Here is a 23868-nt window from a genome sequence, read left to right on the forward strand (position 1 = left end):
CGACCACACTGAATGGGAACACCTTGATGAAACCCTCGATTTTTATGCTTGCCGGCCTGCTGACCCTGACTTCCGCGGCGGCTTTTGCAGAAGGCGGCTCGGAGCGCTCGAAGGAGTTCTACAATAACTTCACCTTCACGCAGCAGAAATTCCACGGCAGCAATGAACAAACTGCCTCCGCTGACGGTAAAACTTTAAAGCGCGACACAGCTGATCAATCCAGCACCGAGGCACAACCTAAAAGTTAAGTTAACTTTTATTTAACTCGCATCACCCTGTGCCAATCCGCTCTGTTGGCAAAGGTTAACTTGGCGCCATTCAATGGCGCCTTTTTTTGCCTGTGCCTTATTACAGTGGTTTGTTCCAGAACAACATACGCCCATGGGCCGGATCAAATACCGAGTCGTCAAAACCGAACTTGCGGTACGCCGACTGCGCCACAGCATTGCCCTCGAGCACTTCCAAGGTGATCTTGCAGCAGCCACGCTGACGGGCGATTTCCTCGACCTTCTGCAGCATTTTCTGGCTCAGCCCCAGGCCCCGGAACCGATTCATCACGGCGACATCGTGGACATTGACCAGCGGACGACAGGCGAAGGTGGAAAACCCTTCAAAGCAATTGACCAATCCCGCAGGCTCGCCGCCCACGAATGCCAGGACACTGAACGCATGCGGGCGCTTGGCCAGTTCAGCCGGCAGTTGTTGCAACAGGTCGGCGGGCAGGCTGTGGCCGCCCCCCATTGGGTCTTCAGCGTAATGATTGAGCAGCAGGGCAATGGCCTCGGCATGCACAGGATTAGTGTAGCTGGCTTGCAGCACCAGGATTTCAGGGGTATCCATTTCCGTCCTCGATAACGACAAACAAGGGAATCAGTTCCCTTTGAGGAGGACGATTGTAAGCGTGGAGCAGGCGCTAGATGAAGGAGATTAACTACAAATAGCTGCCAGAAGGCGCGAAGGTTACCCACATCAAAAGCAGCCATAGGACTTGCACCAGGCTTTTTCCTACCCCCCAAAGCGCTGCAATTGCATTTCCTGCAAGCGACTCAAGGTTCGTCGGAAAGGGAATTCCAGATAGCCTTCGGTGTAGAGGCTTTCCAACGGCACTTTAGCCTCGATGAACAGCGGCACCTTGCGGTCGTAGCATTCATCCACCAGGGCGATAAAGCGCCGCACGCTGTCATCGTGTACTGACAACTCGGGCAATTCGCGATCACCGGCCGCTACTCGCTGGACACCGTCCTCGGTGCCTCGGGCAATCCGTCCCGGTCGCTTTTGTGCACTCAGGTTGGGGACCTCACCCAACAGGATCGCCTTGAAACGATCACACAGCAGCATGAAATCCATCGCTGCCAAAGGTTGCTCGCACAGGTCGGCATACCGGCACCACAACACCGTGTCGCTGGCCTGCACCGCCACGATGCAGCGATGACCGACACTGATCGGGCCATGGCGCACCGCTTGGCCTTCGCTCAATTGCTCGAACACCGCCGCCAGCGCATCCGGCTGATCGACCCAATAACGTTGCACGCCGACACCCGGGTGCAAGCGATGGTCTTCACCACCGTCCACCGCCACCACTTGCATGTGCTGCTTGATCGCCGCAATGCCCGGCAGGAAACGCTCGCGATTGAAGCCACCGGCGTAAAGCTGTTCGGGCGGTTGATTGGAGGTGCAGACCATCACCACGCCTTCTTCGAACATCACCTGGAACAAACGGCCAAGGATAATTGCATCACCGATGTCACTGACGAACAACTCGTCAAAACACAGCACGCGTACCTCTTGGGCCAGCTCACGGGCCAGCGCTTGCAACGGGTCATGGGTGCCGGTGAGCTGGAACGAACGCTGGTGTACCCAACCCATGAAGTGATGGAAATGCTGGCGCCGCGCCGGCACGCGCAGGCTCAGGTAAAACTGGTCCATCAGCCAGGTTTTACCCCGGCCCACCGGGCCCCAGAGGTAAACCCCGAGAATCGGCGAGCGCCCTTGGTGCAAGGCTTGGTGGCAGGTCTGCAGGGCATCCACCGCACGGCGCTGGGCATCGTCGGCGACGAAGCCCAGTTGGGTGGTGGCGTATTGATAAGCGGCGAGCGGCGAGTCGAAAGTCATGCGCGCCATTATGACTTACAAGGAGATATCCAACCGTGAAATCTTGCCCTGTTCGTTCAAGCGAAAGGTGTAGCGCAGCTCCAGCGGGCTGCCGGGGAAGTTGCCGGAAACCACATTGCTGACCAATACCTTGCCGGTGCGATGCTGCACGTTGAGCACTTCGACCCTGGGCTGATAACGCTGCGCGGTGTCTTCCATCCAACGTGCGATGGCGGCGGTGCCGACCTGATGCGCGCCCTCATCGAACACGTTGGCGTCGTCAGCAAAACAATGGGCGACGGCCGAAGTGTCGCAGGCATTGGTTGCCGCAATGTAGGCGGCGATGGCCGGGGCCAGATCAGCGTGGGACATGGCACAGCTCCTTTGTGATGATTTATGACGCCATGCTAAACCAGGGCTGTGTCAGTTTTTGTCAGGAGTGAACGGCGAGGAATGCTGCTGCTCCATCAACTTGCGCCAGCCCCGCAACCAATCACTGCGGCGCCCCGGATAGCGCTCGCCGCGGGACTCAGCGGCAGCCACGCGATCGGTGCGAAAGGTGCGATACGCGTCTCGCAGTTCGCACCAGGCCACGATCACCCGCACCTCATTGAGAAAACCCAGCGCCAGGGGCCAGATCAGCCGCTGGCTCTGGGTCTGGCTCGCGTCGGCGTAATCGATGTGCAGCTTGGCCTGGTTGCGAATGGCTTCGCGAAACACATTGAGCGGTACGCGGTTTTCCGGGTAGCCGAACCCTGGCGGGCCAGGTAGCAGCGTCGGGTTGCGTAACGCTTCCTGGGCGGCGGGGTCCAGCACGTCGGCAATTTTTGCCAAGGCGTTGGCCGCGGCATGGCTCAAGACATCGTCGCCACGCTGATCCACATAGCGCAGACCAAGCACGATGGCTTCGGTTTCCTCGGCATTGAGCATCAAGGGCGGTAAAAACAGCCCGCTGCGCAACACATACCCAACTCCGGCCTCGCCAAAAATAGGCGCGCCCAGCGCGGTCAATTCGGCGATGTCGCGATACAGCGTGCGCTCGGACACCTCCAACTGCGCCGCCAGTACGGCAGCGGTCACCGGACGCTTCTTGCCCCGCAGAGCCTGGAGCAAAGTCAGTAGACGAGTGGTACGCGACACGTTGAGCCCATCAAAAAAAGAAAGTGGCACAGCTTATCAGAGCACCCTGTCAGAAAATGTCAGCAGCCGTTCGGCCGCCGATTATCCGGGACGAAAAAAAACGGCCTGTCGGCCGTTTTTTTAATTGCGTGGTTTACGCAAGGCTCTTGCTGACCACCTCGAACACATCGCTCGACAGCTCACCGGAAGCTCGAATACGCTCCAGTTCCGCCTTCATCAGCGCCTGCCGCGCGCTGTCGTATTTGCGCCAGCGGGTCAACGGCGCCAATTGGCGCGAGGCGATCTGCGGGTTGAAACCGTTCAACTGAATTACCAGGTCCGCCAGGAAACGATAGCCCGAGCCGTCCGCGGCGTGGAAGTTGATCAAGTTCTGCCCGGCAAACGCGCCCACCAGTGCACGCACTTTGTTCGGGTTCTTGATGGTGAACGCCGGATGTTCCATCAACGCCTTGACCCGCGCCAGCCCACCCGGCAACACGCTGCCAGCCTGCACGCTGAACCACTGGTCCATGACCAGCGGGTTGTCCTTGAAGTTCTCGGCAAACACTGCCAAGGCCTTGGCTTTTTCCGCCTCGAACGGCGAATTCACCAACACCGCCAACGCGGTCAGGCGTTCAGTCATGTTGTCGCTGGTGTCGAACTGGTCCAACGTTGCCGCCAGCACTTGCGGCTTGCCGCTGAGCATCAGGTACGACAGCGCAATGTTCTGCAAGGCACGCCGGGCAAAGTGCTCGGCAGCCGCTACATACGGGGTTTGCTTGGAGAGTTCGCGGTTGGCCTGGTAGCGCAGCCACAAGCCGTCGAACAACTGGTCGGCCAGTTGCTTGCGGGCGAATTCACGGGCGGCATGAATGGCGTCGACGTCGGCCACTTCGCTGATTTCCGTCAGGTAGGCCTCACCCGGCAACGAGAGCATTTCGGCGACCATCGCCTGGTCCAGGCTTTCGTCGCTCAATACCGTGCGCAGAGCGTCGATCAGGCGCTGATCCAGCTTCAGCGGCTGACCCGCCTGGTACTGGCCAATCAGCTCCTGCAACACCTGCACCGACAGTTGCTGGCCGGCATCCCAGCGATTGAACCCGTCGCTGTCGTGCTGCATCAGGAACATCAACTGATCACGGGTGTACGCGAAGCTCAGTTTCACCGGCGCCGAGAAACCGCGCAGCAGCGAAGGCAGCGGCTGTTCGTTGATATCGACGAAGGTAAAGGTCTGCTCGGCCTCGGTCACCGAAATCACGCGGGACGTACCGGCAGCACTTGCCTCACCGGCCAGGCGCAACGCGACAGCGGCGCCCTTGCCGTCCAGCAGGCCCAATGCCACTGGAATCACGAACGGCAGCTTTTCCACTTTGTCCGGGGTTTCCGGGCAGCTTTGGCGGAAAGTCAGGCTGTAGGTTTTGGCCGCAGCATCGTAGGAATCACTCACCGCCAAGCGCGGCGTACCGGCCTGGCTGTACCAGCGCTTGAACTGGCTGAGGTCGGCACCGTTGGCGTCTTCCATGGCCTTGATGAAGTCGTCGCAGGTCACGGCCTGACCGTCATGACGCTCGAAATAGAGGTCGCTGCCTTTGCGGAAGCCTTCGGCGCCGAGCAAGGTGTGGATCATACCGACCACTTCCGAGCCCTTTTCGTACACGGTCAGGGTATAGAAGTTGGAGATCTCGATAAAACTTTCCGGGCGCACGGCATGGGCCATCGGGCCGGCGTCTTCGGCGAACTGATGAGTGCGCAGGTACGCCACATCCTGAATGCGCTTGACCGTGGCTGAGTTCATGTCCGCAGAGAAGCCCGAGTCGCGGAACACGGTGAAGCCTTCCTTGAGCGACAGTTGGAACCAGTCGCGGCAGGTCACGCGGTTGCCCGACCAGTTGTGGAAGTATTCATGCGCGACGATAGCCTCAACCCGCTGATGCGCGGCATCGGTGGCGGTTTCGGCGCGGGCCAGCACGGCGCTGGAGTTGAAGATGTTGAGGCCCTTGTTCTCCATGGCACCCATGTTGAAGTCGTTGACCGCGACGATCATGAAGATGTCGAGATCGTACTCGCGGCCGTAGGTTTCTTCATCCCAGCGCATGGATTTTTTCAGGCTGGTCATGGCGTGCTGGCACTTGTCGATATTTTCCGGCTCGACATAGATACGCAGCGCCACGGAACGGTTGGTCATGGTGGTGAAGCAGTCTTCGACACACCACAAATCACCGGCCACCAGCGCGAACAGGTACGCCGGCTTCTTGAACGGGTCCTCCCAGGTCGCCCAGTGGCGGCCGTCTTCGCCAGGACCGCTGGCAATCGGGTTGCCGTTGGACAGCAGCACCGGGTAGCTGTGTTGCTCGGCGATCACGGTGGTGGTGAAGGTACTCATCACATCCGGACGGTCGAGGTAGTAAGTGATCTTGCGGAACCCTTCGGCCTCGCACTGGGTGCAGAACATGCCGCCGGACTTGTACAAGCCTTCGAGGGCCGTGTTGGTTTCGGGGTGGATCTTGACGCTGGTGTCGAGGGTGAAGGTCTCACTCGTGGGCTGCACGGTCAGGTGGCTGTCGGTCAACTGGTAGTCAGCGTCCGTCAATTCCCGGTCAGCCAGGTTCACGCTCAACAGTTCGAGCTGCTGACCGTCCAGCACCAGCGGCGGCAAGCCGGCGCCACGTGCGGGGTTACGGCGCATCACCAGTTGCGCGTGGACCAGGCTGTGGTCCTCGAACAACTCGAAGGTCAGGTGCGTCTCGTCGATCAGGTAGTCCGGCGCCTGATAGTCCTTCAGGTAAATCATCTTCGGTTGTTCGGTACGCATGGGTGGCATCCTTTTACTGATGCACGGCGAGCTGGTAGGCCGTGTACTTGCGAATATTGATGACCCCGGTGTCGAAGATCAGGTATTGGCCCTTGATCCCCAGCAGCGTGCCTTCGGCAATCGGGTTCTTGTCCAGGTTGAAGCTGACGATCTTGGTCGGATACTGCTCGATCGGGTAACGGATTTCGATCGGTTCAATGTCGGCAATCGTTTGGATGGCTTGTAGGCCAAAGCGTTCCTGCAAACTCGCCAGGCCCTCGGCGCAAGACGCGAACAACTCATCGCGCACCTGCTTGAGGTCAACCGATTGTGCATCGCCCTTGAGCAAGGCCCGCCAGTTGGTCTTGTCGGCGACCTGGCTGCGGAACAGGTCTTCGACGAAACCGGACTGCTGGCGCGTGGACACACGCACGATCGGCAGCGCCTGGCTGGCGCCCTGGTCAAGCCAACGCGTGGGCAATTGGGTGGCGCGGGTGATGCCGACCTTGATCCCCGACGAATTGGCCAGGTAGACCACATGGTCGGTCATGCAGAACTGCTCGCCCCACGCCGGATCACGGCAGGTGCCGGCGGCGTAATGACAACGCTCGGGACTCATGATGCACAGGTCGCACTGAGCCAGCTTGGTCATGCACGGGTAGCAATAACCCTGGCTGAAGCTGGTCTTGGTCTTGCGGCCGCAATGGCTGCAATGGATCGCACCCAGGTACTCCAGGCGCACATGGGTACCGATCAACGGGTTGACCGGCACCTCGGTATCGCCCAGACGAAACGCATATTGAACGGTCGGCTCACCGAGTTGCGCCGACATTTTGCTGACTGCACCGCGACCGATTTCAATCAATGGATCGCGTCCGACTTGAACAGGATGTTCGGCACCGTGGTCGACTTCGATTCACACTCCTGCGTTCCCATGTAGCCGGTGCGCTGGTCTTCCGGCAGGTTCTGGATCTCCCAGGCGATCATCGCTTGCAGCGACAGCTCCCGCTGCTCGGCGGTGAGCTTGCGGCCATCGGACCATTTGCCGATTTCCACGGCGAGCTTGAGGCTCCGGTAGATGTCCGGGGTGATGTTTTCGATCATTTCAGCAAAAGAGGACATTCAGGCTCTTCCTTAACGAATAGTGGATTTGCGACGACTGTATAAACCGCCCAACAAGCCGGTCAGGCAACCGATGGCCAGGCCGCCGACATGGGCGGCATTGGCGATTTCGCCGAAACCGATCATCGAGACCAGCCCCGACAGGCACAGCACCAACCACACCAGCATCATCACCAGCACCCCACGGGGCAGGCGATAAGCCGGGTTGGGCGAGATGAGTTGATAGATCCAGCAATGCCCCAGCAGCCCATACAAGACGCCGGACAAGCCACCAAACAGGCCGGGGCCGCCATACAGGTATTGAGCGAAATTGGAGGCCAGGCTGAACAACAGCGTCAGCCCCAGCAGGTTGATACTGCCCTGGCGCGCTTCAATACGCCGCCCCAGCTCCCAGTACCACATGCCATTCATGGCCAGGTGCAGGATGCCGAAGTGGATCAGCATCGGCGTGACCAGCCGCCACCACTGGCCCGAGGCCAAGGTGTCGGCCAGCGGCGTGAACTGGATGTACTCACCCATCACCCGGAACGGCAGGAAGGTCAGCCAGCTCATCGCTTGCAGGTTTTCACCGAGCAAGGTCACCGCGCCGACGATCAGGCTCGCCAGCAACACCAGCGCTGTCACCGGGCTATGGCGCACTTGCTGAACAAACCCCGGACGCGTGACCGCCGTCTGCTCCGGAATATCCAGTTGCTGGTCCGGATCGCCGGCCGGAAAACGTTGATACAAGACGCGCACGTCGTCGCTGATGGTCTCGGGCACCCACAACACCTGCTCGCCCGCTTCTTCACTGACGCGATGGGGCACCTGCATGCGTTGCAGCAGTTTGACGAAACCGCCCAGGTCGACGCTCAGCGGCAAGCGTAATACGGGCACGGCACTCATGTAATCACCTCGGGGCGCTCAACGTCGACCCATACGAATTTATGCGGATCGAGGCGGGTTTCCTGATCCAGTCGGTACGCCACCAGCTTGCCGTACAGCACCGCGCTGTAGTCCAGGCAGGCCAGGTTCGGACGGATCGGCGCCGGTTTGCCGCTGCGCCAGTAATGCCCGACGAACAGCACAGGCTCGTCGACGCCGTAGCGCAGCAGGGAGTTTTTTTCAGAGGACGACAACGGTGTGCGCGCCACGGGTTCCGGCAATGCATCGGGCTGGAACACGATGTCGCCGTAGGTTTTCGGGTCTTCTTCCCAGAACTTGGTGCGGAAGAACGAGCGTGTCAGGCCGTCGCCGCCGGTCAGGGTCAAACCGTCCGGCAGACGCATGTCGGTGCCGCGCAACAGGCGATCAAAGGCATTGCAGGCGAAGCTGCCCGGCACGGCGGCGGCCTGCAGGAAATGCTGATCGATACAGCCATCGGGAAAAGTCGCGCGCAGCGGCTGGATAAACCCGTCATCCCAGCACGCATGCACCACGCGGAAACGCCCGGCGTCGACGAACAGCGGCATGTCATAGAACCAGCCGAGGAAGTCGTGCCAATCGGCCGGGTGGTCCTCGAATTGGGTCAGGGTCTCGTGGATCAAGCGCTCATGCCGCGGGGTGTGCTCGCGCACGAACTGCTTGCCGCTGCCCGGTGGCGCGGGCGTGGCCCAGCCCAGGGCGTTGAACTCGTGGTTGCCCATGATGCACAGCGCCTGCCCGGCCTCGGTCATGTCGTGGACAATGTGCAGCGCCTCGCGAATCCGCGGGCCACGGTCGATGATATCGCCGAGGAACACCGCCATGCGCGACGGGTGGCGCCAGGTGCCAGCGTGCTTGTGGTAGCCCAACTGGTCGAGCAGGTGCTCAAGGGTGTGGGCGCAACCATGCACATCACCAATCAGGTCGTAGCTACGCGCGGGATCGAGCATCAGTCGCCTCCACCCCCCAAGCGGCTGCCCCAGCCCAACTTGGTGCGGCACACTTCATAGTAATTGTGGTCCAGCGGGTGGATCAGCCGCAGCTTCTGCGCTTTTTTACTCACGGTGATGGTGTCACCGGGGGCGCAGGTGAAATGGTTCTGCCCGTCGCAGGAGACTTGCGGGTAAATCTGCATGTCTTTGGAAACCACGATTTTCAACTCACTGTTGCCATCGACCACAATCGGCCGGCTGGACAACATATGGGGGTACATCGGCACGATCACAATGGCGTCGAGCTTGGGGTGCATGATCGGGCCGCCCGCCGACAGCGCATAAGCGGTGGAGCCGGTGGGCGTGGCGACGATCAGGCCATCGGCCTTTTGACTGCACACGAACTGGCCGTCGATATACAGCTCGAATTCGATCATCCGCGTGGATTTGCCGGGGTGCAGCACGACATCGTTGAGGGCGTCGCCCTGGCCGATGGCTTCGCCGTGGCGGCGCACTTCAGCTTGCAGCAGGAAGCGGTTCTCCACCAGGTAATGGCCGTCGAGCACCTTGGCCACTTCGACTTCCAGCTCATCGGGACGAATATCGGTCAGGAACCCCAGGCTACCACGGTTGATCCCCAGCACCGGCACGTTATGCCGCGCGAGCGCCCGTGCGGCGCCCAGCAGGCTGCCGTCGCCGCCGACCACAATCACCATGTCACAGACTTCACCGAGCATCTTGCGCGACGAGGTTTGCAGGCCATGACCCGGGAGGATTTCGGCGATGGTGTCTTCGAGGATCACATGCAGGTGGCGCTCGAGCAGAAACTTTTTCAGCCGGCGGACGGTGTCCAACACCTGGGTACTGCCCAGGCGACCGATAATGCCGATATTGCGAAATTGCTCCATGGGGCTCCTGCGGGATTGGGGTGTGGCAAAAAAGAACGATTATGGGCGAAAGGCCGCGTCAGGCAAAATCCTTTGTCGCCGTGAAGCCTTGATGACAACGCTTCTCAGCCACCCTCCCCTGTGTAAAAGGCTATGCTCGGACCATGACCGTGTTCCCCGACTTGCACAACCTGCCCCGCCAACTGCGCCATCCCGAGGTGCGCGACCTGGCGTGGGTGATGCTCGCCCCGCCGATGCTCGCGCAAACGCCGTGGCCGCAACGCCATCCGCTGGCCGGCAGCGACTGGGTACAGGCGCCCGACCGTCTCGAACACTGGCTGCGGCAATTGGACCAGGACAGCACCCCCCTACAGCATTGGCTGAACCTGGCGCGCACCCGACGCCTGGGCCTCTACTACGAACGCCTGTGGCAGTTCGCCGTGCAGCATGCGCCGGGAGTGGAACTGCTGGCAGCCAACCTGCCGATCCGCCGCGCCGGGCATACCCTGGGCGAACTGGACATGCTGCTGCGCGACCGCGAGGGCGTGCATCACCTGGAACTGGCGATCAAACTCTACCTCGGCCCGCAGGACGGCAATGGCCAGGACACCGCGCAGTGGCTGGGGCCGGGCTGTCATGATCGGCTGGATCGCAAGCTGGCGCACCTGGCCCAGCATCAGTTGCCGATTTCGGCACGACCGGAGAGCCGCGAGGTGTTGGCCGCGCTGGGTATCGCGCAGTTCGATGCACACTTGTGGCTCGGCGGCTATTTGCTTTACCCCTGGCCTGGCCAGGCTGAACCGCCCTATGGCGCTCACCCGCAGCATTTGCGTGGGCGCTGGCTGCATCAGCGTGATTGGCGGGACTTTGTCAGCGCCAGCGCGCCCGGCCGCTGGCAGCCCTTGCCCCGACATGCGTGGCTGGCGCCAGCGCATTACCAGGCAGAAGCGGTGTGGAGCGAAGAACAGATGCTGGAATGGCTGGCGGACCTGGCACCGATGGCACCGGCTCAGTTGCTGGTGCGACTGGTTCAGAACGGCGAGGAGTGGGAGGAAGCCGAGCGGTTGTTTCTAGTGGCGGATCTTTGGCCGAATGTACCGGGCACTCCCTGACCTGCAAGGAGCGGTCTCACCGACTCGAAGGCTCAGCCCTCATTGAGAAATATCTGTTGCGGCAACCTGAAATCACGCAGCTTGAGCAACGCCAGCGGCCCCGCATCCAGTTCGGTGCGCAGGTGCCACGTCAGGTTCAGGCCGTCGGGCGCCTTGAGGGCCAGGCGGTAGCGGCTGTTGCCGTCGTCCAGTGGCGTGACCTGGGCGTTTTCCAGCAGGCGGATCAGGCCCCAGGGGCCGGGGTAGTCGCCAAATAGCCGCTCGCCGGCATGTACGCTGGTCCAGCTGAGGCTCACGCCGGGATAGTCGCTGCGCCCCGGCCAGTTGAAACGCTGCCAGCTTTCTTTCTGGTTGAAGTACTGGTGCCGGTCGCCGTTGAGGATGAAGGTGGTTTGCACCACGTCGCGCACGGGTTTGCCTTGCAGTTCAAAGCTCAGCCCCATGCCGCCTTCGGTGTAGAGCACATCGGCCAGTTCGCTCAGTTGATTGATCGCGCCCAGAAACTGCGGGTTGAAGCGCAGGCCTTGGCTGTGGCGCGGATCGGCTACCCAACGGCTACCTTCCTTGCGCAGCACGCCGCTCAATTGCTGCTGTAAAAACTGTGCGATGCGCCCGGAGTCCGCGCGGATCATCTGCCCCAACATCGGCAACGACGCATCGCTGGTGGTGGCGGCAAACGGGTAACGGCTGGCGAAGGCGGCGTTCCAATGGCTGACGATCGAGCGCTGCCAGTGGCTGTTGAGGCCCGCGGCGGACGGTTGCAACACGCGTTGCCAGGCCTGTTCCAGCGGCTGCACGAACAGCGTCTGCGCCGCCCCGCCCCACTCCGCGCCCAGGCTGGCGGCCAGCAGAGCACCGTAGGATTGGGTGTCGGTGAGGTCGATGCTGCGGCCTTGAAACACGCTTTGTGCCAGGGCCTGGGTCATTTCCAGCGGGTCGGGCGCGGTGCTGATCTGCTGCAGTTTCAAACGCACCCGTGTCACGCGGGTGAGGAAGGCCGGGAGACTGAGGCCGTCTGTGTTGGACTTGTCCAGCAGCGCCAATAACGGGCCGAAGGTCGCCGCCAGCGGCCCCCTGGCGGCCTGGGCCAACGGCTCGATCGCTGGAGCCTTGTCCGGCCCGATCAGCTTTTGCGCGGACTGCACCAGCGAGTCGGCCAGGGCCTGGGGTCGGCTGCCCGCCTGCGCCTGGTAGGCCACGCTGTTCAGCAGCGCGATCAAGGGCGATTGGCGCACGTCGCTCATCAGCGTCAATTGGTCGATTGACTCATCGAGACTCGCGGCCTGCTGCCAGCGCAGGCTGTTGAGCAGATCCTGCCAGGCGCTGGCGTAGTCCTGGAAGTAGCGTTCGGTGAGGCGGGCGCGCAGTTGCTCAGGACTCAGGCGGGTGTCGACATCGGCGGGTTGGTCGCTGAGCACCCAATCGATTTCCTCGCGGCGCGCCTCGGCGATCGCATCGATGGCTTGGCGCACCGAGCCTTCCCAGGCCTGGCGGGTGAACACGCCGGGCACGCTGGCCTCGGTGGTGAACAGGGCCTGGGCGTCGGTGTCGCCGACCAGTTGCTGCAGGCCCAGGGCCGGGTAGTGATGGGCGGCGTCATCGAGCAATTGTTGGTACAGATTGGCTTCGGCATTGCGTTGACCCAATTGGCCGAGCAGGACCTGCCGGACTTGCGCGACCAGCCGCGCATCGGTGTCGATGCGCCAAGTTGGATTGGCGGCCAGGTGTTCAGCGTAAAACTGCCACAGAGTGGGGCCCAGGGCTTGCCAGAGGCCCGCGCGGGAAGGCTCGACTTCGCCGAGGGTTTTCACCAACAGACTGGCGTCGGCTTTTGCCGGACGCGCCATCATCAGGTAGGCCTTGAGCTGGTCGTAGGCAGCACGGGCGCGTTCGGCGCGCTCGGGATTGTCCGGGGCCAGCTTGACCAGGGCCGTGAGCTGTTGGCGTAAAGCGGCGACGGCCGGGTCGCGGATCAGGCGGTTATTGGCTTCGACGTAGCGCGGCCACACGGTTTCAAGCAACACTGGGTTTTGACTCAGGCCGAAGCGCTGATACCACGGAGCGCCGCCTTGAACGCGATCATCCAGGCGCGCCAATTCGCGGACCAGTTCATGGAGGGCCAGGAGCTGTTCGTCGCCTTGTGATGCGCGTTGCAAGGTCGACAACGAGCTGTGTACCTGGGCAATCTGCGTGCGGTTGCTGATGAATGACAGCAGCAGTCCTGCGCTCCACAGCATGGCTAGGCCGAGAGCCAATGCGTAGCCAACTCGCGGCACGCTCCAGCCCAGCCGGCGGCCACGGGGGTTATCGCCGAGTACGCCGTGCCACACCGGGGCCACCGACCACGCCTGTTGTTGATCATGCGGCGAGCGCTGTACCGGCAGGCTGAACCACAACCCCCGCAACGGCACGCCACGGGCAAATTCGCCGGCCAGATGCGCCAAGGTGTGACGCCAACGATCAATGCCCTCGCCCTTTAAATCTCGCGACAAACGCAGCAGAAAATCATCCTTCATCACCGCGTTCATCTGCGCCAAACCCGCGCGACGCAAAGGCTCCAGCAAACGATTCAGCGCGGCGTCCAATACCGCCGCCGAGAAGCGCGCGGGCAACTGACAGCCCACCGGCTGCGCTTTGCGCGTGTCCTGCGCCCATGCACTGCCGCAGACCTGCCAGAGGGATAACGGCAACTGCCAGCGCAAGTCACGGGCAAGGCGCTGCACCTGGCGTACACCTTTGCCCATCGCGACATCGTCGGCGGCCTGGGTTTCGTTCAGCGCCCAGACGACTCCGTCCAACGCACGCCAGCGGCTGAGGCCGCTCCATTGCTTGAGGAAAGACTGATCCAGCGCGGCCTGCGCACTACCGCCCCACAGCAGGACGGTGCCTTGGCCTTCGAGCCATTGGTGAGCGGCCAGGGTGGGGGCGATGGCTTCGATTTCGGTGGGTTCGCCGATGATGAGCAGCAGGCGGGTTTTGTGGCGCCAGAAGAGGCCGTAGTGCTCGCGTAGGTGCTCGCGCACTTTTACCGCATCTGGCGATGCGGGTTCCCGGGTCAATCGCGAGTTCGGCGTTTCGGTGACCGCCCTCACGACCTGCTGTGCCTGGCGAAGCGCCAGACGATCCCAGGCCAGCAAAATGACCGGGCAGAACCAGCAGAGCGCGAACCACACCCCCAGCCCCCACAGCAGCAATTGCTTGAGCGGCATTTTCGGCCAGCCCAGATAGCCGCTGCACAAGCCATACAACAGACCACCGAGCAGTACCAGTAGCGTCATGATCAGCAGATAGCCCAACCCCACGCGAACCAACGAGCCCTTACCCACGTCCTTAACTGTTGCCATAAGGCACCGCCACTCCAATCGCCAATCGTTGGTTTCCATCCTGGCTCAGCCAACCACAGGGCTGACCCGCCTCCCCCGCTTGCAGCAATGCCAGGGACATCCCGATAAACGGCGCCAGGTGCGCCAGCACGCCCCATTGCCCGGCCAGTTGATGTTCGACTGCCGACCAGCCGCCCTCTACAAACGCAGCCTGGCTGGCTCGATCCAGTGCCAGGCAGGTGGTCGGCGCAGATTGCAGTCCGGCGTAACGCTGCATCTGTGCACACAGCTCGGCGGGCGACTGGCTTGCAAGGTATTCACCGCGATGCACCAACTGCTGCCCCTGCCAGCTCACTCGCCAGAAGAAACCCGCTTCACCCCCCAGCTCGCCCTCTTCGGCACTTGCCACCGACGCCACGCCGGCGCACAACAACCAGTCGTCCTCGCCACGACAATCGCGATGGAAGGTATCGATCAGGTCATCCAAATCAGTCAGGTTCTGTAGCAGCAAACGGGCCTCGGGCAACACCACTCCCGCCCGGACCAACGCCTCAACGAAAGCAGCCTGGCCGCTCTCATCCCCCACCCAGGCAATTGCCCGCAACTGTGGCCAGCACTCGGACAACCCCGGGAGGGCCAAGGTTAAACGGGTGAGATGCCGTGCCAGTGCAGGTTCACGCTCGCTGATCAAACTCAGCGACAGTGGGCAACGCAACATGGGCTGTGTAGCGCCGGGTATCGCCAAGGATGGCGAGACGCTTGTCATCAAGTTCAGGTAGTCTTCTTGCATGTCACCCGCCGGGCCGAGCAACAACACATCCTGCACCGGCAAACACAGCGAGCGCCGTTGCCACCAAGCCTGCATGGCGACCTCCAGCGCGCGCAGATACACCTTGCGGTTGAACAGCTCGATCTGCCACACCAACACACGCACCGCCAGGATCAGCGCCCAGCACAGCGGCAGCACCGCACTCCACAGCCACCATTCCAGGCGCGGTTGCTCCTGGGGCCACAGCATCAGCAAAACGGCCGACTGCACTCCCCACGGCAGTGCCAACCCCAACCACCAACTGCGCCAACGCGGCTCGCCCGGTTCGATAACGTCGGGGTACTCAGGCGGACGGTTCATGGCGCAACCACCATTGAAGTGGCCGGCAGGCTGCTGACCAACTGGCAACCACACGCGCAACGATGGCCGTGCAGCGCCACAGGTTTGCCGTCCATGGTTGAACCCGAAGCGCCTTCGATAATGTGCGTAATGCCATGCAGGTTGCAGCGAACTTGATCATCCACGCAGGCCACTGGTTTGCCGAAGGCTTTGTAATGCCCCGACAACACCTCACCGCCAAACGGGTGCAGTGGGTCGCCCATGCGTACCAGGGGCATCATGACACCAGCTCCTTAACCTGTTCGACCAACCCGCCAGTGCGTTTCAGATAGTCCAACATGTTCTGCCTGCGCAGGGCTTCTTCACCCTCGATAATGGCTTGTGTTTGCTGTGCCACCACCTCACCGATCGCGAAGGTCGGTTGCAGGATTTTCTCCGCCCCTGGCAGGAAAGGCTCCACTTTGCCACTGACGACATCGATCACCTGGTAGCCCACTGATGCACCAGCCAGCGTGCCTGCCAGTCCTTTCCAGCCATGACGACGGATGCTGTACACCCCGCCCAGTACCAGTGCGATGCCCACCACACGCCCGGCCACCACCACCGGGGTCATGCGCTTGTTGGTTTCGTCGCCGAAATACACCATGCGGTAACGAAAATAATCCCCCCACAACTCCCGCGAACTCGTAGCGTCGTGCATAAACCAGGCACGCGAGTCATGCATCTGGTCGTCAAACAGCGCGACCAGTGCAGCTTTCTGCGGCGAATCGCTGACGCGAAACTTATTGCTGTTGTTCCCGAGCTCAACAAACAGCTCCTTGGCGCGCATTTCACCCTCGGCCTTGATCCGCTCATACTCCTGCTGCTCGTCGTCGTCATTGAGCAGGTACACCGTGTCCCTAAGCGCCACATCGACGACCCAGCCTGCCACGCTGGTCTGATCGCGCCGCCAACCTTGGTAGTCGTGTTCGAACTCCACAGCGGCCTCGCGGATCTGCTGCTGATCCCTTACCGGTTCGTAAGCCGGCGGGCTGGCCGTTCCCAACAGAAGCTGTGCTTCGTTCTCCTGACCCCGGGCCGCCTTGCGCTTTTCTTTGGCGATGGCTATCTCAGCCTCACGTTTGGCTTTTTGCGCCGCTTCCAGCGATGCATTGGTCTGTGTGGCTTGGCCGTAAAAAGGTTGATTGACGTAACTGCCACGGGCCAGACGCTCGATGCGCCAGCCAGTGAGCCAGGCCAATTGCGCGGCCATAGCGTCTTCAAGGGAGTGGCCCAGGCGTAGGGATGGGCCGTTAGACGGAGTTGGCGGGGTGGTTTCTTCGGTTAGGCCCAGGGTGTTGCGCCAGGCGTTGAAGCGGTCGATGAGCTGATCATCTAACGCAAACTCTTTTAAGTTGTCTGTCGACATGGTGCGCGCCCGCTGAATCTGACGCAGTTTATCCGGCAGCACCGCCTCAGGTACCGTCAACGGCGCACCAGCCGCAAAGGCCTCCGCATACAGGTCATGCAGCACAATCTGCGATAGCAACTCGCCCGAACCGCCTCGGGCCTTGCCCTGATCCCCAGGTGGGTAACCGCCGCCCACATCCGAATGCACACCGGGGTAGACCACCTCCCGGGCATAAGGGGGATAAAGGCCATCTGCATAACGGATCGAGTCCAACGGGAAGCACAAGCGCTGCTCATGGGCCGCGACAAAATGCCGGCAGACCTTGATCCACTCGGGGAATGCCTTGACATCGGGTAACTTCTGAGTGCCATCGGCCCAGTCCATATGCCCGTCGGCAAAGGGCGCGGCATGGGCGCTGCCCACCGAAGCCACGGTGTCGAGCAAGCCAAGAAACTCGATGGTCAACGGCAGTCCCAATAATGCCTGCTCTAGGTGTTCGGCCCCTTGCGGGGTATCGAACAGCTCACTCAACCAGGTAACGAAGGTCCGAGCCTCGGCCGCCCCACGGGAAAAACCATAGACGAACAGCTTGATCGCCAGCACCTTGGGCTGCACGGTCGCGACCCTGGTCCGCAAGGGCTCCAGCAGCGAGGCCATGACCTGGCGCCGGCTGCTTTTACCCTGCGCAGTCAGCGGCCAGGTGCTGGCCATGGCTTTGAGCTTGGCCTGGGCGACTGGCAGATCCAACCCCTGCTTGTTGTTCAGGGCGAAGGACAGCGCATCGGCAATTTGCAATAGCCCCCAATTAACCCGGTCCTCCCCTCGATTGGCGAAGGCCAACCCGCGCATGCTGAAGTCCAGCTCGCCAATTTCAGGAAAGGGGGTGCCCACACCGGGGATGTAATAACGAAAATAGCCACTTTCCGGCTGCTCCAGAGTGGCGTGGTAGAGCCGAGCGATATTGGTCGGATGGGGCGGCGTGGCCTTATGGGTGTCGTAGGGTTCGTTGTTGTTAGTACCGTCAAAGAACAAGCTGATATGCAAGCTATGTGCGCAGGTAGAAGCACCACGTAAACCACGCAGGGCATTCAACTCTTGGCGGTACTGTTCCACCTCGATCATTTGTAGATCGTAGTTGGCACTTACGCTCTGCAAATCGCTGGGCAAGCGCCTTTTCTTGGGAAATATGGCCGGCACATAAACCGACTCAGCGTTCTTCACTTCGGACATACGACTGGCTCCTTCATTTCCAATGGTTCCTTGATGGGGCTATTGGGTGATGGATAGCGCCAACAAGACGTGGAGACCTTGACTTGATAGCAGGGTAAAAAATGCACTTCCAACGCACACAATCTGCCCTCATAAGGAGGGAGCTCTACTATGGTGCTATATCTCCCATAGTTTGCCTCATGCCTAGCCAACGCAACCTCATCAAAATTAAATCCATCAGGTTTACGCTTAATTTTTTCGTAAGGGCTCGGATCAGTTTCCCACTCCACTTCAAGTTTCAAGCCTGGCTGCCATTGCCTTGGCAACATCGCACAGCACATCCCACCACCATAACCATGCGGAGATATATTGGCGCCGCCATAGCCATTCACCGAAAAGTAATTAATGGCCGCTGACGTGTGGTTCACTCCATTCAAATTTCCCGCTAAAAATTTAGACTCCCCCACCGAGCACCCAGCCAGTAACAAAAGCAAACAACCGCCCAACCATCGGCACATAGCACTGCCTTCTAAATAGTTCATCCCATGCTCCTTATTCACACTTAAGCTCTGTAAGAAAAATACCTGCACCAAACCTCTTTCATTCAGAACCTCCTGCGACTCACTGGATAAACATCCTTTCTTGGAAAAAGTCAGACACATAAACCGATTTGGCGCCCTTCACTTCGGACATACGGCTGGCTCCTTCATTTCCAATGGCTCTTTGATGGGGCTATTGGGTGACGGATAGCGCCAACAGGAGGTGGATACCTTGACTTGATTGCAGGGTAAAAAATGCACTTCCAACGCACACAATCTATCCTCATAAGGAGGAAGCTCTACTACGGCGCTATGTTGTTGGTAGTTCGCTTTATGCTTGGCATAAGCTTCTTCATCAGGACCGTACCCGGATGTTTTTCGCTTAAGCCTCGCATAAGGATTAGGATCAGTTTCCCACTCCACTTCAAGCTTCAAGCCTGGCTGCCATTGCCTTGGCAACATCGCACAGCACATCCCACCACCATAACCATGCGGAGATATATTGGCGCCACCATAGCCATTTACCGAAAAGTAATTAATGGCCGCTGACGTGTGGTTCACTCCATTCAAATTACCCGCTAAAAACTTGGACTCCCCCCCCGAGCACCCAGCCAGTAACAAAAGCAAACAACCGCCCAGCCATCGGCACATAGCACTGCCTTCTAAATAGTTCATCCCATGCTCCTTATTCACACTTAAGCTCTGTAAGAAAAATACCTGCGCCAAACCTCTTTCATTCAGAACTTCCTGCGACTCACTGGATAAACATCCTTTCTTGGAAAAGTCAGACACATAAAACGATTCGGCGCTCTTCACTTCGGACATATGGCTGGCTCCTTCATTTCCAATGGTTCCTTGATGGGGCTATTGGGTGATGGATAGCGCCAACAAGACGTGGAGACCTTGACTTGATTGCAGGGTAAAAAATGCACTTCCAACGCACACAATCTATCCTCATAAGGAGGAAGCTCTACTATGGCACTGTGTTGTTGGTAGTTGGTTTTATGTTTGGCCATAAAAATTCGAAATGCATCCGAACCTAAAGGCGGAGATTTTGCATAGGGGTTCGGGTCAGTTTCCCACTCCACTTCAAGCTTCAAGCCTGGCTGCCATTGCCTTGGCAACATCGCACAGCACATCCCACCACCATAACCATGCGGAGATATATTGGCGCCACCATAGCCATTTACCGAAAAGTAATTAATGGCCGCTGACGTGTGGTTCACTCCATTCAAATTACCCGCTAAAAACTTGGACTCCCCCACCGAGCATCCGGCGAGTAAAACAAGAAAACAACCGCCCACCCATTGGTACATAGCGCTGCTTTTTAAATAGCTCACCCTCTACTCCTTATTCGCACCAAAGTTCGGCATGAACCCACTTGCATTGCTCAACAGACAACTAAGGCCTATCAGCTAGACAACATCCGCCCTACTCCAATGCAACTCTGCGTATAATTTCAAGTCACCAAAATAGTTTTCTTGACTGGCTTGCAGCACTACGCGATAACAACATGCAAAACACTGCTCATGGGAAAGTTCCGAAAACCTCGCCCTGGCAACTTCGAACAGATTCTGTGCGTCACTGATGCTGCCCAACCGGTCAAATTGAGCGTCAGCCAAGTTGATGGGAGGAAAGGTTTCAGCCAGGGGCTGATTCGACCGATAGGTACCAGGCTGCCAGACAGGCTGCTGGTCCCGGTTCAGCCAACTCCAGAACAGGGTCACCCGCAGAAATTGCTCTTTCTGTTCTGGGCTCAATACGCTGGCCAACACTTCGGGCATTACGCGGGGGTCATAGAAGCGCAGCAATCCCGACTGGCCTCCCCACTCAAGCTGCGAGAGCCCCTGAAGGGACTTAGCCAAAACATCAAACGGCATAGGTGAAATCAACAGCATGAGGCGTGGCAGATGCCCGACTTGCTCAATCAGTTCTTCCAGCCAGGCTTTGTGCCGCCAGTCGTCGAGGTTGATTCGCATCAAAATGGGCGCCTGCGTCAACAGTGCCTCTTCTGGTGTTGCACTGAATAAAGAAAACCAGCGCATGCCCGGTTCCATAAGGCGAAGGGCCGGCAATAGGGATACATCCCAGGCGGCTTGATCAACCACGACATCGACATGCCCACGTTCGCGGAACCGCACAGGCTTTCTATTTGCTCGATCCAGCGTGTGTAGTGTTCTTGCATTTTTCTACCCTCAGTCGGTGGCGCGCATGACCGCGCCCGCTGCTTGCGTTTGAGCAATTTTCAGGCACTCTTCGCACACCGAATGCGGCAACTCACGCAAAGGAAAGCGCTGGCTGGTCGTGGTTTCCCAGACGTGTTGGCCTTTAAGGTTGAGCTTGCCCGGGGTGTGGATGTCGATAGCGCCGCCGGGTGTGATGCGGATATACCCGCCACCACACGCCAAGGTGATGCCGTTTTTAGCCGTCAGTTGCAGATGCCCCTGTACGGTCTGCAGGGTGATGTCTTGCTGGGCAATCAGATTCAACACGTCGTTGTGGGATTCGATTTCCAGCGGCCCCTTGCCGGACACCAGGCGCATGCCTTCCTGCTGGGCAAGCAGGGAAATGGCCTGATTCGCGTGGACGGACAGCCGTTGAGCGGCTGCCAGGTTGATCTCATCGTTGCTTTGCACATACATCGCCTCGCCGCTTTTGAGCAGCAGGCTTTCAGGGGTTACCGCACCAATGCCCTTGGGCGCACTGAGTAGGATGGCCGAGGCGTTCAGGTCTTTGGCGTTGTCCTGGAACTGTTGCAGACCATCAATGGCGGGTTTGCGACTGCGATGAGACTGGGCGATTGCCTGCCAGTCAGCGATTTGTTGTGTGGCTCCCGCGACCAGATCGGTGGCTGGCGCCATGGTGAGCACATCACCAGAAGCCTTGGCCTGTATATCCGTACTGATGAACAACCCTTTGCCTGCACGAATGCTCCCCCAAGCATCTGTACGTAGCTCAAACCCTTCCCCACGCTTTTTACGCTGACCATCCACCAAATGCCCCAGGTTCAGTTGGCTCTTACCTCCATACTCAGTACTGACCTTGATATGCTCCCGCCCCCGCGTGTCATCCATCCGCAGCTTGTTGTTCGCCGGGGTACGCAGCACGTTGCGTTTGTAGTTACGCAAGGTCACATGATCGACATGCTGGCTATCGTGCAACGCGTGCGCGATGTAGGGCCGGTCTGGGTCGCCTTGTTCAAAGGCGATGGCCACTTCGGTGCCGGGAATCAACGGCAGGTGCAGGCCGTGGGTATCTCCGGCGTAGGGTCGGGCCAGGCGTAGCCATAGGCTTTCTTCGCCGGGTTTCCAGGTGTCGCGGTCGAACAGGAAGTTGACCTTGTAGCGCCCTTCGAGGTCGATGTGGCCGTAGGGGTCGTTGGTCTGTGGGCTGGTGACGCGGGCCGGGACGGTGCCGGCGATTTGGGGTTTGGGCTGCAGTGCGGGGCGAAAGCACACGGTGTCTGAATAGGGTATGGCCTGGAAGGTCGCGACCAAGCTGCTATCGCGGGCGGCGGTGGTGGTCAGGCCGGTGATCACCGCGCCCGGTGTGAAGGCTTGGGGCGCGCCGCCGGTGGTGTGCAGCACCTGCCCCGGCGCTAACGTGGCGCTGCTGGTGATGCCGCTGAGTTGGGTCTGGGCGTTGAGGTAACGCTCGTGGCGCAAGCGTGCGTAGAAGTAGCCGCTTTCACTGAGCAGGTCTTCGTCCTGATCCAGCCGGTCGCCGAGGGTCGTGTAGGGCTCGGCGTAGTGGTAGGCCTCGCCGTAGGTGCCACTGGCGCCGCGGCTCTGGTCGATCTCGCCGCTCAGGTGGGCGCCGGCGTCGCGGGGGTGGTAGGCGCGGATATGCACCTGTTGTTCGACCACCCGGTGGTTCGATTGCAGGTGCCACACCGCGTCCTGCCCGCTGCTGCCCAGCCCGGATTGCGGGCGATACGGCAGCGCGATATCGAACTGGTAGAGGCGCTGATCGTCGCAGAACTCGACCACATCGATACCCAGGCGTTCGTCGCTGGTGAAGCGGTACCAGATGCCGACGTCGGCGAGCAGGCGGTCGATGAAGGCCAGGTCGCTCTCGCCGTATTGCATGACCTGCTCGCGCCTGGGGTAGTCGCGTTTCAGGCTGAACAGAAAGTCCTGGCCTTCAAAGTCGTGGCGGCTGCGCAGGATGCTTTCGACGATCTGCGGCACGGATTGATGCTGGTAGATGCGAAATTGTCTGCCTTGGCCGAGCAGGGCCAGGCGCGACTGCAGAGTGATTTCATAACGGGCCTGGTCGTTCGAGCCGGATTGACGCTTGAAGCCGGTGACCACACCGTGCAAGGTGCGCAGCGGTTTGACCGCGGGCGCGCTGAAGCCTGAGGCCGGTGGTTTTTGCGGGGCGGCGTGCAGGCTGAAACGGGCGTCCTGGCCAAGCAGGGTTTCGGCGGCGAGGTCACGTTCGGTGCTGGTGAATTCCACGCGATAGGTGAAGGGCTGGCTCAGGTGTTCGCGGCCTTCAAAGGCCAACACGTCGAGACGGGCTTCGATGTTGTGCACACTCAGGGTGTGCCGGCCATGATCGAAAAGAACCCTCGGCAGTACGCTGGAAGTCATTCCCTTTACTCCTGGACGCGAAAGCCCAGAGAGTAAAGATTTGTTATCGGTGATTAATGTCGGAAGATTCGACTTTACAAGAGCGACACTTCCCGATCTGGTTTTAGAGCCTAAAAACTATCGATATGTCGATAATCCAAATACAGGTGCTGAGCCAGTTCTCGCGCCCTCCCCAACCGAATCGGCCCGCGCTCGATATCGACCAATAACCCCGGGCACTCCAGCGATGGCAACGCGGCAATCTCCTTGAGTCGCCCGTCAGTCAGCACCAGCAACCGCTGCTGTTCGGTGGGGAAACGCGTTCTGCGTGCCACCAGCCATTGCGCCGCCTCGCCCAGCGCGGCCAACAGCGGCGTACCGCCACCCGCGCCGAGCTGATCGAGCCAGCCAGCCAGGCTTTTCGCGGCTTTCAGGCCCTGCACCTGCCACTTCGGCGACTGCCCGCTCGCCGTCAGCAATGCCATGCGCGCCCGCTGGCGGTAGGCGTCATCCAACAGTTGCGCCAATAACCCTTTGGCATCGGTCAAGGCACGATGCCGCCGCGTCGACGCCGACGCGTCGACAATCACCAACCATAACTCCTGGGCCGAGCGGCTGCGCAGGTGGAAACGCAGGTCCTCACGAGACTGCGGCCGCCCGCCGAGCAAGGTGCCCGGCCAATTGATCGAGCCCTGCTGCGCGCCGCGCGACTTGCCGTGCCTGCCTTTATCCAGTCGCCCCGCCTTGGGCCGGGCATCCGCCCCCGCG

At 60.2% G+C, this 23868-nt stretch carries 22 protein-coding genes; 2 read left to right on the forward strand and 20 right to left on the reverse strand.

Annotation, left to right across the window (positions count from 1 at the left end):
• Positions 1-26 precede the first annotated feature (26 nt).
• Positions 27-248, forward strand: coding sequence for a hypothetical protein (locus ACP7E3_RS04400; RefSeq protein ID WP_046383157.1), 222 nt, complete (start codon positions 27-29; stop codon positions 246-248).
• A 100-nt stretch (positions 249-348) separates the two neighbouring features.
• Here ACP7E3_RS04400 and ACP7E3_RS04405 read toward each other — a convergent pair whose 3' ends face one another.
• From ACP7E3_RS04405 to ACP7E3_RS04450, 10 genes are all read right to left on the reverse strand, one after another.
• Entirely contained in the window at positions 349-840 is a 492-nt protein-coding gene (locus ACP7E3_RS04405; protein ID WP_017848379.1) for a GNAT family N-acetyltransferase, read from the reverse strand.
• A gap of 165 nt (positions 841-1005) precedes the next feature.
• A complete protein-coding gene (gene zapE, locus ACP7E3_RS04410) occupies positions 1006-2112 on the reverse strand; it encodes a cell division protein ZapE (RefSeq protein WP_046483725.1) in 1107 nt (368 codons plus the stop codon).
• Positions 2113-2127: 15 nt separating this feature from the next.
• Positions 2128-2463 carry a nuclear transport factor 2 family protein gene (locus ACP7E3_RS04415; protein WP_017848377.1) on the reverse strand — a complete coding sequence of 112 codons (336 nt, stop codon included), beginning with the start codon at positions 2461-2463 and terminating at the stop codon, positions 2128-2130.
• 51 nt (positions 2464-2514) lie between these two features.
• Complete coding sequence (locus ACP7E3_RS04420) at positions 2515-3231, reverse strand: helix-turn-helix transcriptional regulator (protein ID WP_026140198.1); 717 nt, start codon at positions 3229-3231, stop codon at positions 2515-2517.
• Positions 3232-3364: 133 nt separating this feature from the next.
• Positions 3365-6022: an aminopeptidase N gene (pepN, locus tag ACP7E3_RS04425; protein WP_411220191.1), complete on the reverse strand. Its 2658-nt coding sequence runs from the start codon at positions 6020-6022 to the stop codon at positions 3365-3367.
• Between the two features lie 13 nt (positions 6023-6035).
• Positions 6036-6866, reverse strand: coding sequence for a DUF2797 domain-containing protein (locus tag ACP7E3_RS04430; RefSeq protein ID WP_017848374.1), 831 nt, complete (start codon positions 6864-6866; stop codon positions 6036-6038).
• Positions 6863-7123 (reverse strand): YeaC family protein, encoded by a 261-nt coding sequence (locus ACP7E3_RS04435; RefSeq protein ID WP_017848373.1) that lies wholly within the window; start codon positions 7121-7123, stop codon positions 6863-6865. The genes ACP7E3_RS04430 and ACP7E3_RS04435 overlap by 4 nt, the downstream gene beginning before the upstream one ends.
• A 12-nt stretch (positions 7124-7135) precedes the next feature.
• Positions 7136-8008, reverse strand: coding sequence for a rhomboid family intramembrane serine protease (locus ACP7E3_RS04440; RefSeq protein WP_261753494.1), 873 nt, complete (start codon positions 8006-8008; stop codon positions 7136-7138).
• The gene (locus tag ACP7E3_RS04445) at positions 8005-8976 is read right to left on the reverse strand and encodes a metallophosphoesterase (protein WP_046383153.1); all 972 of its coding nucleotides are present in this window, start codon (positions 8974-8976) and stop codon (positions 8005-8007) included. The genes ACP7E3_RS04440 and ACP7E3_RS04445 overlap by 4 nt, the downstream gene beginning before the upstream one ends.
• Complete coding sequence (locus ACP7E3_RS04450; RefSeq protein ID WP_003217892.1) at positions 8976-9866, reverse strand: NAD(+) kinase; 891 nt, start codon at positions 9864-9866, stop codon at positions 8976-8978. Before ACP7E3_RS04450 ends, ACP7E3_RS04445 begins: the two co-directional genes overlap by 1 nt.
• 143 nt (positions 9867-10009) lie before the next feature.
• On the opposite strand from ACP7E3_RS04450, the gene ACP7E3_RS04455 reads away from it, so the two are divergent.
• Positions 10010-10957 (forward strand): DUF1853 family protein, encoded by a 948-nt coding sequence (locus ACP7E3_RS04455; protein ID WP_017848370.1) that lies wholly within the window; start codon positions 10010-10012, stop codon positions 10955-10957.
• Positions 10958-10989: 32 nt separating this feature from the next.
• Here the strand turns inward: ACP7E3_RS04455 and ACP7E3_RS04460 are convergent, their stop codons facing one another.
• The 10 genes from ACP7E3_RS04460 to ACP7E3_RS04505 form a co-directional block, all read right to left on the reverse strand.
• Complete coding sequence (locus ACP7E3_RS04460) at positions 10990-14301, reverse strand: ImcF-related family protein (RefSeq protein WP_426122386.1); 3312 nt, start codon at positions 14299-14301, stop codon at positions 10990-10992.
• On the reverse strand, positions 14288-15298 hold the full coding sequence (locus ACP7E3_RS04465) for a hypothetical protein (protein ID WP_426122715.1): 1011 nt from the start codon (positions 15296-15298) through the stop codon (positions 14288-14290). Before ACP7E3_RS04465 ends, ACP7E3_RS04460 begins: the two co-directional genes overlap by 14 nt.
• A 107-nt stretch (positions 15299-15405) precedes the next feature.
• Positions 15406-15669: a PAAR domain-containing protein gene (locus ACP7E3_RS04470; RefSeq protein WP_046383149.1), complete on the reverse strand. Its 264-nt coding sequence runs from the start codon at positions 15667-15669 to the stop codon at positions 15406-15408.
• Positions 15666-18008, reverse strand: coding sequence for a T6SS phospholipase effector Tle1-like catalytic domain-containing protein (locus ACP7E3_RS04475; RefSeq protein WP_426122388.1), 2343 nt, complete (start codon positions 18006-18008; stop codon positions 15666-15668). The genes ACP7E3_RS04470 and ACP7E3_RS04475 overlap by 4 nt, the downstream gene beginning before the upstream one ends.
• On the reverse strand, positions 17996-18529 hold the full coding sequence (locus tag ACP7E3_RS04480) for a DUF3304 domain-containing protein (RefSeq protein ID WP_426122390.1): 534 nt from the start codon (positions 18527-18529) through the stop codon (positions 17996-17998). The genes ACP7E3_RS04475 and ACP7E3_RS04480 overlap by 13 nt, the downstream gene beginning before the upstream one ends.
• A gap of 138 nt (positions 18530-18667) precedes the next feature.
• A complete protein-coding gene (locus ACP7E3_RS04485) occupies positions 18668-19351 on the reverse strand; it encodes a DUF3304 domain-containing protein (RefSeq protein ID WP_426122392.1) in 684 nt (227 codons plus the stop codon).
• Positions 19339-19866 carry a DUF3304 domain-containing protein gene (locus ACP7E3_RS04490; RefSeq protein ID WP_411220337.1) on the reverse strand — a complete coding sequence of 176 codons (528 nt, stop codon included), beginning with the start codon at positions 19864-19866 and terminating at the stop codon, positions 19339-19341. Before ACP7E3_RS04490 ends, ACP7E3_RS04485 begins: the two co-directional genes overlap by 13 nt.
• Positions 19867-19941: 75 nt before the next feature.
• A complete protein-coding gene (locus ACP7E3_RS04495) occupies positions 19942-20583 on the reverse strand; it encodes a DUF4123 domain-containing protein (RefSeq protein WP_426122717.1) in 642 nt (213 codons plus the stop codon).
• Positions 20584-20721: 138 nt separating this feature from the next.
• Positions 20722-23121 carry a type VI secretion system Vgr family protein gene (locus ACP7E3_RS04500; protein ID WP_426122394.1) on the reverse strand — a complete coding sequence of 800 codons (2400 nt, stop codon included), beginning with the start codon at positions 23119-23121 and terminating at the stop codon, positions 20722-20724.
• 110 nt (positions 23122-23231) lie between these two features.
• On the reverse strand, positions 23232-23834 hold the full coding sequence (locus ACP7E3_RS04505) for a vWA domain-containing protein (protein ID WP_256823334.1): 603 nt from the start codon (positions 23832-23834) through the stop codon (positions 23232-23234).
• Positions 23835-23868 lie beyond the last annotated feature (34 nt).

The organism is Pseudomonas sp. PSPC2-3 (assembly GCF_049898265.1).
Classification (GTDB): Bacteria; Pseudomonadota; Gammaproteobacteria; order Pseudomonadales; family Pseudomonadaceae; genus Aquipseudomonas; species Aquipseudomonas veronii.

Bases quoted from the DNA above. Each gene is read 5' to 3' on its own strand.
- ACP7E3_RS04400 (WP_046383157.1), top strand. From the start codon at position 27: ATGAAACCCTCGATTTTTATGCTTGCCGGCCTGCTGACCCTGACTTCC.
- ACP7E3_RS04405 (WP_017848379.1), bottom strand. From the start codon at position 840: ATGGATACCCCTGAAATCCTGGTGCTGCAAGCCAGCTACACTAATCCT.
- zapE (WP_046483725.1), bottom strand. From the start codon at position 2,112: ATGACTTTCGACTCGCCGCTCGCCGCTTATCAATACGCCACCACCCAA.
- ACP7E3_RS04415 (WP_017848377.1), bottom strand. From the start codon at position 2,463: ATGTCCCACGCTGATCTGGCCCCGGCCATCGCCGCCTACATTGCGGCA.
- pepN (WP_411220191.1), bottom strand. From the start codon at position 6,022: ATGCGTACCGAACAACCGAAGATGATTTACCTGAAGGACTATCAGGCG.
- ACP7E3_RS04435 (WP_017848373.1), bottom strand. From the start codon at position 7,123: ATGTCCTCTTTTGCTGAAATGATCGAAAACATCACCCCGGACATCTAC.
- ACP7E3_RS04440 (WP_261753494.1), bottom strand. From the start codon at position 8,008: ATGAGTGCCGTGCCCGTATTACGCTTGCCGCTGAGCGTCGACCTGGGC.
- ACP7E3_RS04445 (WP_046383153.1), bottom strand. From the start codon at position 8,976: ATGCTCGATCCCGCGCGTAGCTACGACCTGATTGGTGATGTGCATGGT.
- ACP7E3_RS04450 (WP_003217892.1), bottom strand. From the start codon at position 9,866: ATGGAGCAATTTCGCAATATCGGCATTATCGGTCGCCTGGGCAGTACC.
- ACP7E3_RS04455 (WP_017848370.1), top strand. From the start codon at position 10,010: ATGACCGTGTTCCCCGACTTGCACAACCTGCCCCGCCAACTGCGCCAT.
- ACP7E3_RS04460 (WP_426122386.1), bottom strand. From the start codon at position 14,301: ATGGCAACAGTTAAGGACGTGGGTAAGGGCTCGTTGGTTCGCGTGGGG.
- ACP7E3_RS04465 (WP_426122715.1), bottom strand. From the start codon at position 15,298: ATGCTGTGGCCCCAGGAGCAACCGCGCCTGGAATGGTGGCTGTGGAGT.
- ACP7E3_RS04470 (WP_046383149.1), bottom strand. From the start codon at position 15,669: ATGATGCCCCTGGTACGCATGGGCGACCCACTGCACCCGTTTGGCGGT.
- ACP7E3_RS04475 (WP_426122388.1), bottom strand. From the start codon at position 18,008: ATGTCCGAAGTGAAGAACGCTGAGTCGGTTTATGTGCCGGCCATATTT.
- ACP7E3_RS04480 (WP_426122390.1), bottom strand. From the start codon at position 18,529: ATGAACTATTTAGAAGGCAGTGCTATGTGCCGATGGTTGGGCGGTTGT.
- ACP7E3_RS04485 (WP_426122392.1), bottom strand. From the start codon at position 19,351: ATGTCCGAAGTGAAGAGCGCCGAATCGTTTTATGTGTCTGACTTTTCC.
- ACP7E3_RS04495 (WP_426122717.1), bottom strand. From the start codon at position 20,583: ATGGAACCGGGCATGCGCTGGTTTTCTTTATTCAGTGCAACACCAGAA.
- ACP7E3_RS04500 (WP_426122394.1), bottom strand. From the start codon at position 23,121: ATGACTTCCAGCGTACTGCCGAGGGTTCTTTTCGATCATGGCCGGCAC.